This is a genomic window from Pseudomonas sp. S2_B10 (assembly GCF_054668425.1).
In genome coordinates this window covers 441,613-458,671 of record NZ_CP162768.1, presented here as the reverse complement: position 1 = coordinate 458,671, position 17,059 = coordinate 441,613, and the positions used below count along the sequence as shown (strand labels likewise).

Genomic DNA, 17,059 nt, shown 5'->3' with positions numbered 1-17,059 from the left:
GATGGTGTGATCCAGACTGCGTTCTCGTACTGGTTAGGAATGGTTATGAGCAGTGGCGGCACGATAATAGAACGATTTGTGGCCCAAGAGTTGGACGACAGCGTTCGCTCTATTTTGAAAAACGCCTTTGATGAGCGGGTTTGCTCAGAGAGCATTCTGTTCAGGGCGTTCGAGTTTAATTGCTTTGACGTTTCTTTAGACTTTGAAAAAGGCATCGTCACATTGCAAGATGTACTCTCCGCTGGAGAAAGTAGCGTTCTTGATATACCGATACGTGATTTTATCTCTGCTTGTGGTTTGAATGTCTCTTGTTAATTGTAGAGGCCTAGATGTGATCTGACACCGGCCTAGCACCCAGATAAACGGGGACAGACCATGTTTAAAACGCATTCCAAAACGTGATCTGTCCCCGTTTCCCCGAGTCGGCGCAACATATTGAAGATGCCATCGGGGCAGGAAAGCCTGACACGTTGACCAGGCGCTTGTATTGGCGCTCAATGCAGAGAGTTGCCTAACGGGACGAAGGTTAGAATAGAGGTGATAGATTAGATTGTGAATAATTTGGATAAGTTGTTATCGATTGCAAGTTCGTCCTTGAGTGAGCGTGAACCAGAACTGTCTGGGCCAATACGCAACATGGCAGGGACTTCGGCGGAACAACTTTTTAATGTGCTGCGTCAGCGCAATGGCTTCTATGCTTTTGAAGGCGCGCTGCATATTTTTCCAAGCAACTCCAGCCAAAGTGAAATGGGCATATCTGATTGGAATCATGCTGACCTGTGGCGCACTAGCTACAAAGGTCTAGCCGATAATGGTGTCTTTTTTGCTGAAGATATCTTTGGTGGGCAGTTCTGTATCAAGGATGGCAGTATCTACATTTTTGATCCGGAAACTGGCTCGTTAGAGTACTTGGCTGCGGATGTTGAAAGCTGGGCTGAAGTAGTTCTGCACGACTATGAAGTATTGACAGGCTATCCGTTGGCTCATCAGTGGCAAAAGCGCAATGGTCCAGTTCGTGCTGGGATGCGTTTGCTGCCCAAAGTGCCTTTTGTAATGGGTGGTGATTTTTCCTTGGATAATTTATATGTTGCCGATGCTGTAGAAGGCATGCGGCTCAGAGCCGATATAGCCGATAAGATTAAAAATTTACCAGACGGTACTCAGGTTTAATTCAGTCTGGACTGACAGGAGACAAATGATAGTTTCAGCGATGTTTGATTCCCTCGTCACATTTGACTGCGTATATGGAGGCTTTGAGCTCGAAAATGGAGTAGTTCGCCTTTATGTCGAAAGAGGCCTAGCCTTGAAAAAAACGAAGTTGGTAACAGCGGCGGATGGCGCTCGGATCGTACAGTGTGATGAAGATGAGTGTCCTAAGGGCGAAAGTATTTTTCCTGTTCATTATATTTACGATCCCGCTAGAGATGTGGAGTATGTTGAATGGAGTCTTGTAAATGGTTTGTTACACGCTCGAAGCGAGGGTGGTGAATGGGTCAAATACGAGAGCAAGAGTGAAGGTTTGCACGCAATGCATGAATATGTGGGTGACTGCTGGCTGGTCTTTTCGGGTGTGAGTGTGTTGAGAAAAGTTATCTATGAATATTCTCTCGATCGAAAGAGTTCCTCAGGTAATGAGTTTGTCGAGGAGTTTATTAGTGGGCCTAAAGTCGATAAGTCTGCAAGTGAGTATTTTCTTGAGGGTGAAATAAACGTTTTGCCTGGGCCAGGATGGATGTCTTTGAAAATTGATGCAGATTCGTTTCATATCGAGATTCCCGACGATTGAAAGAAAAGCGGATAAATGGGGACCGGATAAATGGGGAAAGACCACCTTTCGAGAGACAAACGGGGACAGGCCACCTTCAAATTCGCGTCGAGCGTAAAAGCGGCGGTGACCTGCAGCTCGATGCCGTCGCAACATCTATTTGTCCTCGGCCGGAGATGAATACAACGTCGAAACCCATAGCAAGGACGGCAAGAAACGTGTCCATGAACAGGACGACCACACTGTTCAGAAAGCCGCCGAGTTCATCGCCGGCGGCGACGTAAAAACCAGTTCCGGGCGTGACACCACACTGGTCGCGAGCAAAATCAGCGCAGGCAATGAAGCCTACGTCTACGCCGGTAACGACCTCAATCTGCTGGCCGCGCAGAACAAGGACCACACGCTCTACGACATGAAGGAGAAGGGCGGTTTCGGCAACCTGAAACTCCAGCGCGACGAAGTCACCCAGGTCACCCACGTCGGCAGCGAAATCAAGACCGGCGGCAACCTGTCTCTGGTCAGCCTGGGCGACCAGCATTACCAGGTGGCCAAACTCGACAGCGGCAAGGACATCCTCCTCGACAGCGGCGGCGCCATCACCTTCGAAGGGGTGAAGGATCTGCATGACGAGAGCCATACCAAAACCAACAACAACGCCGCATGGGTCTCGGCCAAGGGTCGCGGCAACACCGACGAAACCCTGCGCCAGACGCAGATGATCGCCAAGGACAACATCGTCCTGAAAGCGGTCGATGGGCTGAAGATTGATATCAAGGATGTGAGTCAGGAGTCCGTCAGCCAGACCATTGATGCGATGGTCGAGGCTGATCCGCAGTTGGCTTGGCTAAAGGAAGCTGAGTTACGTGGCGATGTTGACTGGCGTCGTGTCGAAGAAATACACAAGAGTTTCAAATACTCGACATCTGGACTTGGTGTCGCCGCACAATTGGCCCTGGCTATCCTGCTAGCTGCAGTCACCGGGGGGGCAGGCGCAGGATTGATAGGCGCAACTGCTGGCACGTTCTCTGCGGGCTTCGCCAACGCTGTGTTGATCGCAGTCGAAACTACCGCTGCAAACAGCGCCATCAGCAATAAAGGCGATCTGGGCTCAGTTCTCAAGGACGTTTTCAGCAGCGAAAATCTTCAGGGGTATGTGCTCTCCGGGATGTTGGGCGGCATTGGGAATGGCCTGGGTTATAACCCGACAGAACTTGGTTTTGACTGGAATAGTGCAGGCCAAGTGATTCTCAAAACCAGCGCTGATACGTTGGCTCAAACCGCATTGCAGGGCGGAAGCCTGGGCGACAATTTCGTCAACAATCTATTAGGAGCTGTAATCGATATTGGCGGAGCTATCGCCGCCAATAAGGTTGGTAACCTTAACCTGGTGGAAGGCAGTCCAACGAAGATTGCAGCCCATGCATTGGTGGGCGGATTGAAGTCCATGGCCTTGGGCGGGGACTTCAAGACAGGCGCGTTGGCTGGAGGCGCCAACGAAGCACTGGTTCAGTATCTTGCGGACCTGATACTGCCGGAAAATTACGACCCAAACATGCCGGGAGCCGATCAGGCCAAAGCTAATCTATTGGCGATGTCGCAACTGATCGCAGTGCTCTCCGCCGTGATTGCCGACACAGACCCAAACATAGCAGCAAATATCGCGGCTACTGCGACCCAATACAATTACCTCTCGCATTCTGACCTCGAGCGAGCGGCACACGATTTGTCCGCCTGTGGCAATGACGCTGCATGCGCGAATACGAAGTACGCCGAATATCACGCTCTGAGCCAGAAGCAAGACATCGAGGCAGTTGCTCAATGTGCGGCTAATTCTGGTAGCTGCGAAGGCCTTTCAAGGATTGTTGCAGAGGCCGAGGCAAAAACTCAAAAATTGAAAGACCTGGCAGCCTCGGCATCGCCCGAAGCAGCCAAGATGTTCGATCTGCTGATCGCGGAAAATCACGGGTTCCAGAATATGCTGGCGGGCATCACCGCTGGACATTCAGTCGCTGCGATTGCGGACACACTGGTCCAAACGCTTGGCATCAGCCACGAAATGGCGATGGCTGCTGTTGAAGGCTTGGCGATGTCAGTGTCTGGGATGGCTCCGACGATTAAGACCGCAGGAGGCGGTAAGAATAAACCCAAGGGAGGGCCTGCTGGATCGACAGAGGAGGCCGAATCCACTGCTCCGAAAGGCAACGCAGGAAATACCAAAAGCGACTCGGCGGAAAACGTAACCTATTTCCGGGTAGAAGGTGGGGGAACAGGGTTTAAGACGAGCCAGAATCGAATTACCGCCAATGACGACGGGAGCATTACCATTAATCCTGGGTGTACGGGCCAGCTGTGTGTCAGTGTTGGCAATGCTGACCACGCAACCTACTACTTGACGAACAAGCGTCCTGATGGCTCCGTAGTGGTCTTCGATATCGATGCCAAGACTCATAAGGAAATTATGGACAGAGTGATACCTCAGCACGGCGATGGCCCAAGGGACCGTGATGCACCCAAGAGAGTCGACGAGGGCCAACCAGGTTACTCCCTGGAGTTGCCGAAGATATGGGAGTCGCTACTCGAAAACAGTGCGAGTAATGCTCGTGTCTATACGCAAGACGAATTTTTAAAAGAGTTTAAGAAATGACCATTGATCAAGACGTTTTTGATGACCTGTGGGACGGCGAAAGAAGTATCGGTTTTTTTGTACAGTCAGCTCAGTGTTACTGGATTGTTGACGAGAAGCGTAATTTTACTCTTGACGTAGACAAGAGTCTTAGAGCGTCATTGAGTAACGGAACTATCACGCAAGAGCAATACGAACGATCCTGCCTGAAATTCAGAAATGGTATCCTGAAGATGACTGCCGAGAACTTTCCTTCGTATCTTCATGGGCCAAGTGTAAAGATTTTGTCGTCTTCCGAATTGCAAGGCTTTATTGGGGCTAAGCCGAATGTTTTTGAAAAAATTGAAAACTACTATCTCACAGGCGAAGGTCTGGATTCGGAGCTGTTCAAAAATGCAAATGTCATACGCTCGAGGCTTCCACTGTTTTACGTGAATTTTGATCGAAAGATTTTCATGCACATGGATGACGGTCGATTTCATGAGGAGTATGTGCATTCGGACTGGGTTGCTGAATCTGGCGATTTCAGCTACTTGATTCCGTCACGAGAAAAGTATTGGGTGGATGCAGGTAAGGATTTTTGGAAAGTTCGTTTTTTATAAACTAAGTGCTGATCTTTAACATATGTGGACTGTCCCATTCTTTACGGGCTACCTCTTTTTTGCCTTTTTTTGTCAATTTGATATTACCGAAGTGTCGGATAGGTGAACGGTGCGTCAGATAATCAGTTATAAGGAGCTGTACGCATTCTGATGAATGCTGCCGATAATAAGGTGTGAATCAAATTCAGGGCAGGTTGCCGGCTGCAATATCTGGAGCTTAAAGCACACGAGGATCAACCATTGAGCAATGTTTAAGGATAAACGGGGACAGACTACCTTTCAATTCGCGTCGAGCTTATAAAGCGATGGTGACCTGAAGCTCGATGCCGGTCGCGACATCAACGTCGTCGCCAGCACCGCCGAAGCCACCGGCAAACTCACTGCGGAGGCCAAGCGCGACATCAACATGTCCTCGGCCGGTGATGAACACAACGTCGAAACCCATAGCAAGGACGGCAAGAAACGTGTCCATGAACAGGACGACCACACTGTTCAGAAAGCAGCTGAGTTCATCGCCGGCGGCGACGTAAAAACCAGTTCCGGCCGTGACACCACACTGGTCGCGAGCAAAATCAGCGCAGGCAATGAAGCCTACGTCTACGCCGGTAACGACCTCAATCTGCTGGCCGCGCAGAACAAGGACCACACGCTCTACGACATGAAGGAGAAGGGCGGTTTCGGCAACCTGAAACTCCAGCGCGACGAAGTCACCCAGGTCACCCACGTCGGCAGCGAAATCAAGACCGGCGGCAACCTGTCTCTGGTCAGCCTGGGCGACCAGCATTACCAGGTGGCCAAACTCGACAGTGGCAAGGACATCCTCCTCGACAGCGGCGGCGCCATCACCTTCGAAGGGGTGAAGGATCTGCATGACGAGAGCCATACCAAAACCAACAACAACGCCGCATGGGTCTCGGCCAAGGGTCGCGGCAACACCGACGAAACCCTGCGCCAGACGCAGATGATCGCCAAGGGCAACATCGTTTTGAAAGCGGTCGATGGGCTGAAGATTGATATCAAGGATGTGAGTCAGGAGTCCGTCAGCCAGACCATTGATGCGATGGTCAAGGCTGATCCGCAACTGGCGTGGTTGAAGGATGCGGAGGCTCGGGGAGATGTTGATTGGCGGCGCGTGAAGGAGATTCACGAGTCGTTTAAATACAGCAACTCGGGGCTTGGCCCGGCTTCGCAGATGATTATTGCGATCGTGATGGCTGCCTTTGTCGGGCCTGCTGCGTTCGCTTCGCTAAGCGCGAGCATGGGCACAGCCTGGGCCGCAGGCCTCGCCGCTGTGGCAACAGGTGCAGCCACAAATGCCACGACCAGTTTTATCAATAACGGAGGAAACCTTGGAGCGGTTTTCGCGGACGTTACTTCATCCGATGCACTGAAGGGCTATGTGATTTCCGGAGTGACAGCCGGATTGATGGCCGAATACCTGAACCAGCTGACGGGTATGAAATACGATCCGAATACCGGAAAGCTGCTCGGCCCGTCGTTAGCCACGTGGGAGGACGTCGGCAGATTTGCTGGAAGCCAAATCATCCAGGGTGGCACTTCCGCGCTGATCACCAAGGCAGTCGGCGGCGATGCAAGTGCCGGTGACGTTCTGAAGACGGCTCTGTTCAATACCGTCGCGGCGTTCAGCTTCAACATGGTGGGCGATCTCACGCAGGGCGTTCTGGATGATGGCTCAGCGGGCAAAATCATCATTCATGCGGCGGTGGGTGGGCTGTTGTCGGAGATGACCGGTGGGGATTTTGCGACAGGCGCGTTGGCGGCTGGTGCGAATGAAGCGCTTGTTGGTGAGATGAACAAATGGTTCAAGGGCAATCCCGAGTTGTTGCTCATGGGGTCGCAGATAGTGGGGGTGCTCTCCGCAACTGCGCTGGGCAATACTGATCAAGAGTCATTGGAAAACGCTTCTTGGGTTGCCAACAACGCGACACAGTACAACTTCCTGAATCATCAGCAAGTAGACGATCTCGTCACAGAGTTGAAGGGCTGTAGAGCTAGCGAAAATCCAGCAGCCTGTCGAGAGAAAGTGAAGGATACCTATGCGAAACTGAGCGCGAAAACCAGTGGATCCGAACTGTTCAAGTGCGAGGGTTTCGATCAGTGTAATGGTCAGACGAACGCCGCTGAAGGAGGGACCCTGGCGCTTGAAAACTACGATGCAAATGGCGGGTTAAGTGCTGAAGAGCGAGCGATTGTTCAGGACTTCCAAGACTCGAACCACACGGACGAGCTGAACTCTCACCATAAAACGATGCTGGGTGATCATGCGGAAATCGCTGGGACGATTCTGACTGGAGGGATCGGGGCTGGGAGCAAATTGGTTGGCAAAACCGAGGAGGTTCTGGTTGGTGCAAAAGGTGCGGCGGATATCGGAGCCGTAGACGACGTAGCTCTTCCCGGCTTAGGTTCGACACCAGGCCTACTCTCGTCACCTAGCATTCCATCGGGAGCAGGACTTGGTGGTTTCAAATTTGGACTAAGCGCGGGTGAAATAAACGCCATCAATTCAAAATTTGATGGTTCAATATCGTTTCGAAGCGTGGATACGGCTATTGCAAACGCCAGCAATTATGATGGATTCTTTAATAAGGCTGGTTCAATTATAAGAGATATCGCAGGGGGGCATCTGTTTGATAATGGGAATAAACGAACGGCTGTTGAGGTTGTGGAGCGGCTAATTATAAGAAACGGTGTCGATGGTCCGGCAAAGCAGGTGATATGGAATGTCGTAGATAAGGTTGCTACAGGGAAATTAACAGATGTTAAAGATATTTCTAACGCATTGAGAGGTCTGGATTGATGTCTTGTGATCCTTCTGATAAATATGCTGCTCGTTTTGGGTTTTTAGATATGAATAGTGTGCATCTGGATGATTTCATTCAGATTATGGAGCTGGTAGCAAAAAAATGCGAAGGATTCTTTATATTTAAAATCGACGGTGAAAGGAAGTCCGATATTTATACTTTTGTTCTAAATGCCTCTTCGCAAAGTAACGTGGTTCTAAGAAAGGACACAGATAATATACGAGAAGGTATGAGGTTTTTTTTCTGCGAGCTTGAAAGAGCTGGAATCTACCTCTGACTAAAGAGTTGGCAGGTTCGGCAGTCGAAAGCTCAGCGTATCTAGAAGTGCGGTGTGTGGCTTCTTTCGGGAATGGTCGGCAGCGAAATCGAGACCGGTGGCAACCTGTCGCTGATCAGCTAGGGCGACCAGCATTACCGGTGGCCAAACTCGACAGCGACAAGGGCTTCGTCCTCGATAGCGGCGGCGCCATCACCTTCGAAGGGGTGGAGGATCTGCATGACGAGAGTCACACCAAAACCAATAACAACGCCGCGTGGGTCTCGGCCAAAGGTCTGGGGCAACACCGACGAAACCCTGCGACAGACCCAGATGATTTCCATAGGCAACATTGTCCTGGAGATAAACGGGGACAGATCACCTTTCAATTCGCGTCGAGCGTATAACGCGATGGTGACCTGAAGCTCGATGCCGGTCGCGACATCAGCGTCGTCGCCATCGCCGAAGCTACCGGCAACCTTACCGCCGAGGCCAAGCGCGACATCAACATGTCCTCGGCCGGTGATAAGCACAACGTCGAAACCCATAGCGAGGACGGCAAGAAACGCCTCCATGAGCAGTACAACCACACCGTTTAAAAAGCTGTTGAATTAATCGCTGGCGGCGACGTAAAACCCAGCTCGGGCCGTGACATCACTTTGATCGCGGGTAAGATCTGCGCAGGCAACGACGTCTACACCGGCAATGACCTGAACCTGCTGGCCGCGCAGAACAAGGACCATACCCTATGCGACATGGAGGAGTAAAACGTGGTCTGTCCCCCGTTTTCAAAATGGCAACGTCCACCGATTTGAAGGGACGAATGGTGGGTTTCACTGGAACGGTAGTACGGGTGACGCCGGCAACCAATTGTCGGCTAGTTATATACCGGCGGCGGTGCAAAAAACGCTAGGAGTAAGATTGAAGTGATTTACGGTGATCCTTTTATATTCTCAATTCAGTTTGATGTCGTGAGGGATTGGAATGATTCAAGTTGTTTCTGGGCAAATGGCTTGTTTTCGTTGTTTGTTTGTGGGGAAAGGCTCCTTGATGTGGTGGATGTAGTCGAGCTTAAAACTGCCGTGAACTTCTACGCAAAAATGGAGTTCGAAAATGTAGAGGAGGGCGATTCGGCGATTTCTGCAAAAGAATTATTTGCTTCCGCGCATCGTTATTTCTTCAAAGGAGAGTCCGCCATTTTAGAAGGCGTGCAAGATATAACGTGCACCTTTTTGGGAGACGCCGGTCTGTTTATTTTTTTCAAAAAACAGCGCATGCAGACAGACTGGTCTGGAGTAAGGACTTTGGCAACCTTGTCCATGAGGCGTTGCTGCCTCGGGGGGCAGTGGTTGGCGTAATTGAAAGTATTGAAGAGTTGTAGATGTTTTGTGGTAGTTGTAGCGATGCAGGTTTGTTGAACTCGAAGAATCTGGCCGCTACTCTTTGAAAAGGTAAGAAAGAGTTGATTAAAGCCGGACTTTTGCTGCTTTTTATTGTCCTGATGGCAGGCTGCCATTCCAACGTCAGAGACTCTTCCCCCAGTCTATTGAAGGATGGTGTCCAACTTCAGCAAAGAACGGCAACGCCAGATGCACAACACGCCAAAGTCATCATGAAATCGACAGGCTACACATATCCTGTCGAGTGCTCGGTTCGCCGTGCTACAGATCCTGATCGGCGAATGGAAGTGATGGGTACTGTGGTCGATTCCGAGCGGGGTAAGGTATTCGGCTGGATCGCCAAGCTTAACGAAGCGGCCAATAGCGCCACGTTCAAGCACTTCCCTCAGTTGGAAGCGCAAGCCAATGCCGACGAACCCTTCGAAGTGTCGGGGCGTTCCAACGGCATGGGCACCGGCAACACTTATAGCTGCGGGCCGCTGAGCAGTACCTTTACGCCGGAGCGAAGCAAGGTCTACCTGGTGGAGTTTCAGTTTGTTGGGCGGGGTTGCGAGCAGCGTGTTTACGATGTCACCCAGCCGGGCCAGCGCATTCCCGTGATCTCTAAAAACTAAAGCCCCGGACAAGTCCGGGGCCTTTTAGTGGGTCAGAGACCGTCCGCCGAGTAATCAGCGAAACGCCGGCACCACATGCTTGATAAACAACTCCAGCGATTTCTTCTTCTCTTCATGCGGCAAGCTGTTATCACACCAGAAACTAAACTCATCCACCCCCAGTTCCTGGTAGTACTTGATCCGCGGAATGATCTCTTCCGGCGTGCCGATCATCGCGGTCTTGTGCAGGCTCTCCAGTTCAAACTCCGGACGTCCGGCAAACTTCTCTTCCGGACTCGGCGCGAGGAAGCCATTGACCGGGGTTTGCTTGTTGCCGAACCAGGCATCGAACGTGCGGTAGAAACGTGAGATGGCTTTGGCGCCAACTTGCCAGCCGTCCGGGTCATCAGCGGTGTGCACGTGGGTGTGGCGCAGCACCATCAATTGTGGGCGCGGTACGTCTGGGTTGTTGTCCAGTGCAGTCTGGAATTTGTTCTTCAGGTCGAGGACTTCTTCGTCGCCTTTCATCAATGGCGTGACCATGACGTTGCAGCCGTTGGCGACGGCGAAGTTGTGCGAGTCGGGGTCGCGGGCGGCGATCCACATGGGTGGGTTGGGCTTCTGGATCGGTTTCGGCACGCTGGTGGAGGTGGGGAATTTCCAGATATCGCCGTCGTGGGCGTAGTCGCCTTGCCACAGGGCGCGGACCACCGGGACCATTTCGCGCAGGGCCTGGCCGCCGCTGGAGGCGGGCATGCCGCTGGCCATGCGGTCGAATTCAACTTGATAGGCGCCGCGCGCTAGACCGACTTCCATGCGGCCGTTGCTGATCACGTCGAGCAGGGCGCATTCGCCGGCGACGCGTAGCGGGTGCCAGAACGGCGCGATGATGGTGCCGGCGCCGAGGTGGATGGTCGTGGTTTTCGCTGCGAGGTAGGCCAGCAGCGGCATCGGGCTTGGGGAGATGGTGTATTCCATGGCGTGGTGTTCGCCGATCCATACAGTGCTGAAACCGCCAGCCTCGGCCATCAGGGTCAGTTCGGTCAGGTCTTCGAACAGTTGGCGGTGGCTGACGCTTTCGTCCCAGCGTTCCATGTGTACGAACAGGGAAAATTTCATGACGCTACCTCGAGTCTTTTGTAATTGGCCGGTCGTGTGCGGGCCTGTCGAACTGACGTGAACGCGTTGCGCTCGCGAGTCTTCTCACCATTCAAGCACGCCTTCGAGGACGGCTGTTCGGTTGATTGAATATTGGTATACCATAATACGGAATATCCGCAAAATATTTCTGACCGACACTTCGAACAAGGAAGGCGCAAGCAATGAACATAAAACAAAAACTGACTTTGGCGTTTGCGGTAATCGCCAGCCTGCCGGTGTTACTGGTGGCAGCGCTGATCATCCTCAATGTCCGCGATGGCGCGCGCGACACCTTTACCGACAGCACCGGGCGCGAAGTGCGTCAGGTGGAAAACGCGATGCAGCTGTTTTTCGAGGGCATCAGCCAGAACGTTGCTTACCTGGCCGAGCATCCGCAACTGCAGAGCATCGACACCAGCCTCAAACGCTACCTGAGCAGCGACGCCGCGCAAGTGCCGCTGGGGCCGCAGGATCAACAGCTGTTCAAGCTGTTCGACGGTCTGGCCAAGGCGCACCCGGCTTACACCTATCTATCTGTCGGCACCGAGCAGGGTGGTTATCTGTTCTGGCCGGGCGATGCGAAGTTGGCGAACTACGATCCGCGCACCCGGCCCTGGTACAAAACCGCGATGGCCAATCCCGGCAAAACCCTTCGCACCGAGGCCTATTACTGGGCGGCGGATGACGTGGTGCTGGTGAGCACCGTGCGCAGCTTCAACAACCAGTTGGGCAGCAATGCCGGCGTGGTCAACATCGATGTGTCGCTCAAGCAATTGACCGACCTAGTCAAGCAGATCCGCCTCGGCGAGAGCGGTTATCTGATGTTGATGGAAGCCAACAACACCGTGCTGGTCGACCCAAGCGACCCGGCGCACAACTTCAAGAAACTCAGCGATCTCGGCGACGGTTATCAGCAACTGGCCGAGGCGGGCAAAGGCCTGGTCGAGGTGCAACTGGCCGGGGAGGATTACATGGCGCTGGTCTGGCCGTCGCAGGCGTTGGGCTGGCGGTTTGTCGGGTTGGTGAAAGCCAGTGAAGTGATGGCCGGGGCGACGCGTTTGACTTGGCTGATCGGCGCTATCGCTGTGGTTTGCGCGTTGCTGTTTGCGATGGTCGGTGCGTGGTTTGCCGGACTGATGGTCAAGCCGATTCGTGGTGTCGCCAGTGGTCTCGAAGGCATCGCGCAAGGCGAGGGCGATCTGACTGCGCGACTGGAAGTCCGTGGGCAGGACGAAACCGCGCAACTGGCGGGCTGGTTCAACCAGTTTCTCGAAGCGATTCGTACGTTGATTCAGCGCATCGGCCAAGCAGCGGGGCAGATTCACAGCAGCTCCGGCAGCGCCACCGAGGTCTCGGCGGAAATGGCCGACGTGGCTTCGCGTCAGCGTGAGGCGGTGGACATGGTTTCTACGGCGTTTCACGAAATGGTCGCCACTTCCAACGAGGTTGCGCGCTCGTGCAGTCAGGCGGCCGACTCGGCAGACAACGGTCAGCGTCAGGCTCACACCGGGCAGCAGCAGATCGATGCGGCGGTGAGCAACGTCGGGCGCTTGAGCCAGGAGATCGGCCACAGTGCCGAGTCGATGCAGCAACTGGAACAGGACAGCAACGACATTCAGTCAATCCTCGGCACGATCCGTTCGATTGCCGAGCAGACCAATCTGCTCGCGCTCAACGCCGCCATCGAAGCCGCGCGCGCCGGTGAACAGGGCAGGGGCTTTGCCGTGGTCGCTGATGAAGTTCGCGCGCTGGCCAAACGCACTTCCGACTCCACCGGTGAGATTGACGCATTGCTCGGCAATCTGGCGCGGCGCACCCATCAGATGGGCAAGCAGATGCACGCCAGCCTTGAGGTCTCGCAGGAAACCGTGGTGTCGATCAACGAGGCGCGAGCGAGTTTTGAATTGATCCGTGAATCGGTCGACGTGATCCGCGACATGAACACGCAGATCGCCACGGCGGCGGAGGAACAGCATCAAGTGGCAGAGGACATCAATCGGCACATCAGCCAGATTCATGGCGATGCGCAGTTGGTGGCGAGCCTGGCGGATTCAACTCGCCAGGATGCGCAGAACCTGACGGCGTTGTCGCAGACGTTGAATCAGTTGGTGAGCCGGTTTAGGACCTGACACGGTCGCCCAGGCAACACCAAAACCTGTGGGAGCGAGCCTGCTCGCGAAGGTGTCGGGTCAGTCAAAAATGTAACAACTGACCCATCGCATTCGCGAGCAGGCTCGCTCCCACATGGGATATCCGAGATCTGGTGAAATCACGCCACAACCGGCAACGCACCCATCTTGCCATGGCAATACACCAGCGGTCCGGCGACCTGCTCGGGGACGATCAGGTTCTTCACCGCGCCGACCATGATCGCGTGGTCGCCACCTTCGTATTCACGCCACAACTCGCACTCGATCACCGCCGTGGCATTGGCGAGGATCGGGTTGCCCAGTTCGCTCAACGTCCACTCGATGCCCTGCGCCTTGTCCTTGCCTTTGCGCGCGAAGGCATAGGCCTCGCTTTGCTGCACGCTGGACAACAGGTGAATCGCAAAGCGTTTGTTCTTGATCAGCACGGGATAGGAGTCGGAGCTGTAGTTGGGGCAGAACAGCACCAGCGCCGGGTCCATCGACAGTGAGCTGAACGCGCTGGCGGTCAGGCCGACGATCTGGCCGTCGTCGTCCAGCGTGGTGATGACGGTGACGCCGGACGGGAACGAGCCCATGACTTGTTTGTAAATGGCAGCATCGATCATTGGGTGGTCCTCGGGTGGTGTGACGCGGTTTTTATGGTTTGTAGGTCTGATGGTATACCGTAATACATAACTTGCAAGAGCTTTTCTGGTGAACCGATAAACGTGCCACTTTCGTCGGAAAGTCAGTGTTTACGGGGCTTTCAGCTAGCCGGTCAGGGGTGGGATCAGCGAGGATAGCGGATCAGAGAGCGACAGAATCAGCGGATCAGGCTTGTGCAAAGTTTGGAATACCATAATATGGTCTGCATCTGAGGGGCGACCCAAGAGTCCTCCCGGTTTGGCTTCATACAAAGATAAAAACAGACAAACTCGAGTTCATGCATATGTCCCAGATGTCCCGGCAAGATCCGTTGATCGAGAATCATACGGTCGATTACGTCCCACTCGCGGAACGCCACGGGAAGGCCCGCGATCTGTTCACTCTTTGGTTCAGCACCAACATCGCGCCACTGCCCATCGTCACCGGCGCCATGGTGGTTCAGGTGTTCCATCTGAATCTGTTCTGGGGGCTGCTGGCGATTGCGCTGGGGCACATGATCGGCGGCGTGGTGATTGCGCTGGCCTCGGCCCAAGGCCCGCGCATGGGCATTCCGCAAATGGTCCAGAGTCGCGGTCAGTTCGGCCGTTATGGCGCACTGCTGATCGTGTTCTTCGCGGCGCTCATCTACATCGGTTTCTTCATTTCCAACATCGTGCTGGCCGGTAAATCCATTGTCGGCATTGCGCCGTCAGTACCGGCGCCGCTGAGCATTCTGATCGGCGCGCTGGCCGCCACGGCGATCGGTGTGATCGGCTACAACTTCATCCACACCCTCAACCGCATCGGCACCTGGGTGATGGGCGGCGCGTTGCTCGCCGGATTCATCTACATTTTCGCCCATGACTTGCCGGCAGACTTCCTGACGCGCGGCAGTTTCAATCTCTCCGGCTGGCTGGCGACGGTGTCGCTGGGGATCATCTGGCAGATCAGCTTCTCGCCGTACGTCTCCGACTATTCGCGATATCTGCCAGCAGACATCGGTATCGCCAAACCGTTTTGGGCGACTTACTTGGGCGCGACGCTGGGCACGATTCTGTCGTTCAGTTTTGGCGCGGTGGCGGTACTGGCGACGCCGGAAGGCACTGAAGCGATGGCAGCGGTCAAGCAGTCCACCGGCTGGCTGGGGCCGATTCTGATGGTGCTGTTTCTGCTCAACATCATCAGCCACAACGCGCTGAATCTGTATGGCGCGGTGTTGTCGATCATCACCTCGATTCAGACCTTCGCCAGCCAGTGGACGCCGAGCATCAAGGTGCGCGTGGTGCTCTCGAGCGTGATCCTGGCCGGATGCTGCGTGGTCGCCCTCGGTGCCTCGGCGGATTTCATTTCCGAATTCATCGGACTGATTCTCGCGTTGTTGCTGGTGCTGGTGCCGTGGGCGTCGATCAACCTGATCGATTTCTATCTGATCAAGCGCGGTAACTACGACATCGCCTCGATCTTCCGCGCTGACGGCGGGATTTACGGGCGCTTCAACCTGCACGCGATCATTGCCTATTTCATCGGCATCATCGTGCAGCTGCCGTTTGCCAACACCTCGCTGTACGTGGGGCCGTACGCCAATCTGGTGGAAGGTGCCGACCTGTCCTGGCTGGTCGGTCTGGTGGTAACGGTGCCGCTGTATTACTGCCTCGCAACCCGTGGTCAGGCGCAGCAGAGCAGGGCGGCCAGGCTCGGCTATACCGACTGATCCCAACGGCAACACAGCAATGCCCGGCCCAGTGCCGGGCATTTTTGTGTGCGTATCTCGGCGGTCAAGCAAATTGGCCATATCGATCCCCTTTTGGCCTGCCGCCTACTGTCATCGCGCTACGCTGTCAGCAAGAATCGAAACCATAACAACAGGCTCGACCTTTTTTGCCCTTGGCTATCGTTACAGCCACTGCCGTGTACAGAACATAAAAACCATCGATCTCACGTCGCATTCGGGGAAACAACCATGGTCACGATCAAACGCATTCTGGGCGCCACCGTGTGTGGCTTGACGCTGCTGGCCAGCGCCGTCCAGGCCGAGCAGCGCGAACTGCGGGTGTACAACTGGGCGGATTACATCCTGCCGTCAGTGCCCAAGGACTTCGCCGAGCAAAGCAAGATCAAAGTGACCTGGGACACCTTCGACACCAACGAATCCCTGGAAGCGAAACTGCTCACCGGCAACTCCGGTTACGACCTGGTGGTGCCGTCCAATCAGTTCATCGAAACCCAGATCAAGGCCGGCGTGTTCCAGAAACTCGACAAGTCGAAACTGCCGAACTGGCAGCACCAGGATCCGGCCCTGCTCAAATTGCTCGACGCCAACGACCCCGGCAACCAGTACGGCGTGCCATACATGTACGGCACCGTGCTGATCGGCTTCAACCCGGCGAAGGTCAAGGCCGCCCTGGGCGACAACGCGCCGGTGGACAGTTGGGATCTGGTGTTCAAGCCCGAGAACATGGAAAAGCTCAAGGCCTGTGGCGTGGCGATGCTCGATTCGCCGTCGGAGATCCTGCCGCTGGCCCTGCATTACCTCGGCCTCGATCCGAACAGCCAGAACCCGGCGGACTATGAAAAGGCCAAGGCCTTGATGATGAAGATTCGCCCGTACGTGACCTACTTCAACTCGGCCAAGTACATGACCGACATCGCCAACGGCGACATCTGCGTGGCGATCGGTTATTCCGGCAGCTTCTACCAGTTCGGCAATCGCGCCAAAGAGGCGGGCAACGGCGTGGTGGTCGACTGGCGTTTGCCGAAGGAGGGCGCGCCGATCTGGTTCGACACGTTCGCCATTCCGAAGAGCGCGAAGAACGTCGCCGAGGCCCACGAATTCCTCAACCACTTGCTCGACCCGAAAGTGATCGCACCGATCAGCGATTTCCTCGGTTACCCGAATGCCAACAAGGACTCGATGCCGCTGGTCAACAAGGACATCACCGACAACCCCAACCTGACCCCCACCAGCGAAGCGCTGAAAACCCTGTATGTGGTGCAACCGTTGCCGCAGAAAATGGAACGGGTGCGCACTCGGGTGTGGACCAGTATCAAATCCGATAAATAAGAGCACCGCACTTCAAATGTGGG

Annotated in this window: 12 protein-coding genes and 3 pseudogenes; 12 read left to right on the top strand and 3 right to left on the bottom strand. The window is 54.4% G+C overall.

Features of this window, described 5'->3' with window-relative positions; all coding sequences use genetic code 11:
• The first annotated feature begins 45 nt into the window (after positions 1 to 45).
• From AB4O45_RS01870 to AB4O45_RS01845, 6 genes and pseudogenes are all read left to right on the top strand, one after another.
• Positions 46 to 315 (top strand): hypothetical protein, encoded by a 270-nt coding sequence (locus tag AB4O45_RS01870; protein WP_016775048.1) that lies wholly within the window; start codon positions 46 to 48, stop codon positions 313 to 315.
• 237 nt (positions 316 to 552) lie between these two features.
• Positions 553 to 1,170 (top strand): SMI1/KNR4 family protein, encoded by a 618-nt coding sequence (locus tag AB4O45_RS01865; RefSeq protein WP_224787207.1) that lies wholly within the window; start codon positions 553 to 555, stop codon positions 1,168 to 1,170.
• 40 nt (positions 1,171 to 1,210) lie between these two features.
• A complete protein-coding gene (locus AB4O45_RS01860; RefSeq protein ID WP_460161003.1) occupies positions 1,211 to 1,786 on the top strand; it encodes a hypothetical protein in 576 nt (191 codons plus the stop codon).
• A gap of 127 nt (positions 1,787 to 1,913) precedes the next feature.
• Positions 1,914 to 3,281, top strand: a pseudogene (locus tag AB4O45_RS01855) (DUF637 domain-containing protein); the annotation flags it as partial.
• Positions 3,282 to 4,405: 1,124 nt separating this feature from the next.
• Entirely contained in the window at positions 4,406 to 4,990 is a 585-nt protein-coding gene (locus AB4O45_RS01850) for a hypothetical protein (RefSeq protein WP_150635066.1), read from the top strand.
• Between the two features lie 307 nt (positions 4,991 to 5,297).
• Positions 5,298 to 6,893 (top strand): annotated as a pseudogene (locus AB4O45_RS01845) (DUF637 domain-containing protein); the annotation flags it as partial.
• Between the two features lie 1,330 nt (positions 6,894 to 8,223).
• Here the strand turns inward: AB4O45_RS01845 and AB4O45_RS01840 are convergent.
• Entirely contained in the window at positions 8,224 to 8,643 is a 420-nt protein-coding gene (locus AB4O45_RS01840; protein ID WP_095180219.1) for a hypothetical protein, read from the bottom strand.
• Between the two features lie 351 nt (positions 8,644 to 8,994).
• Here AB4O45_RS01840 and AB4O45_RS01835 point away from each other — a divergent pair, with 351 nt between their 5' ends.
• Both AB4O45_RS01835 and AB4O45_RS01830 read left to right on the top strand, forming a co-directional pair.
• Positions 8,995 to 9,426 carry an Imm42 family immunity protein gene (locus AB4O45_RS01835; RefSeq protein WP_460161002.1) on the top strand — a complete coding sequence of 144 codons (432 nt, stop codon included), beginning with the start codon at positions 8,995 to 8,997 and terminating at the stop codon, positions 9,424 to 9,426.
• 143 nt (positions 9,427 to 9,569) lie between these two features.
• Positions 9,570 to 10,082 (top strand): hypothetical protein, encoded by a 513-nt coding sequence (locus AB4O45_RS01830; RefSeq protein ID WP_371857529.1) that lies wholly within the window; start codon positions 9,570 to 9,572, stop codon positions 10,080 to 10,082.
• Between the two features lie 54 nt (positions 10,083 to 10,136).
• On the opposite strand, the gene AB4O45_RS01825 is transcribed toward AB4O45_RS01830, so the two are convergent.
• Positions 10,137 to 11,180: an LLM class flavin-dependent oxidoreductase gene (locus tag AB4O45_RS01825; RefSeq protein ID WP_095180216.1), complete on the bottom strand. Its 1,044-nt coding sequence runs from the start codon at positions 11,178 to 11,180 to the stop codon at positions 10,137 to 10,139.
• Between the two features lie 203 nt (positions 11,181 to 11,383).
• On the opposite strand from AB4O45_RS01825, the pseudogene AB4O45_RS01820 reads away from it, so the two are divergent.
• Both AB4O45_RS01820 and AB4O45_RS01815 read left to right on the top strand, forming a co-directional pair.
• Positions 11,384 to 12,424, top strand: a pseudogene (locus AB4O45_RS01820) (cache domain-containing protein); the annotation flags it as partial.
• 138 nt (positions 12,425 to 12,562) lie between these two features.
• A complete protein-coding gene (locus AB4O45_RS01815) occupies positions 12,563 to 13,330 on the top strand; it encodes a methyl-accepting chemotaxis protein (RefSeq protein WP_370593578.1) in 768 nt (255 codons plus the stop codon).
• A 140-nt stretch (positions 13,331 to 13,470) separates the two neighbouring features.
• Here the strand turns inward: AB4O45_RS01815 and AB4O45_RS01810 are convergent, their stop codons facing one another.
• Entirely contained in the window at positions 13,471 to 13,956 is a 486-nt protein-coding gene (locus AB4O45_RS01810) for a flavin reductase family protein (protein ID WP_016775037.1), read from the bottom strand.
• A gap of 323 nt (positions 13,957 to 14,279) precedes the next feature.
• On the opposite strand from AB4O45_RS01810, the gene AB4O45_RS01805 reads away from it, so the two are divergent.
• Both AB4O45_RS01805 and AB4O45_RS01800 read left to right on the top strand, forming a co-directional pair.
• Entirely contained in the window at positions 14,280 to 15,686 is a 1,407-nt protein-coding gene (locus tag AB4O45_RS01805) for a purine-cytosine permease family protein (RefSeq protein WP_016775036.1), read from the top strand.
• Between the two features lie 249 nt (positions 15,687 to 15,935).
• Positions 15,936 to 17,036, top strand: coding sequence for a polyamine ABC transporter substrate-binding protein (locus AB4O45_RS01800; RefSeq protein ID WP_016775035.1), 1,101 nt, complete (start codon positions 15,936 to 15,938; stop codon positions 17,034 to 17,036).
• Positions 17,037 to 17,059: the final 23 nt, after the last annotated feature.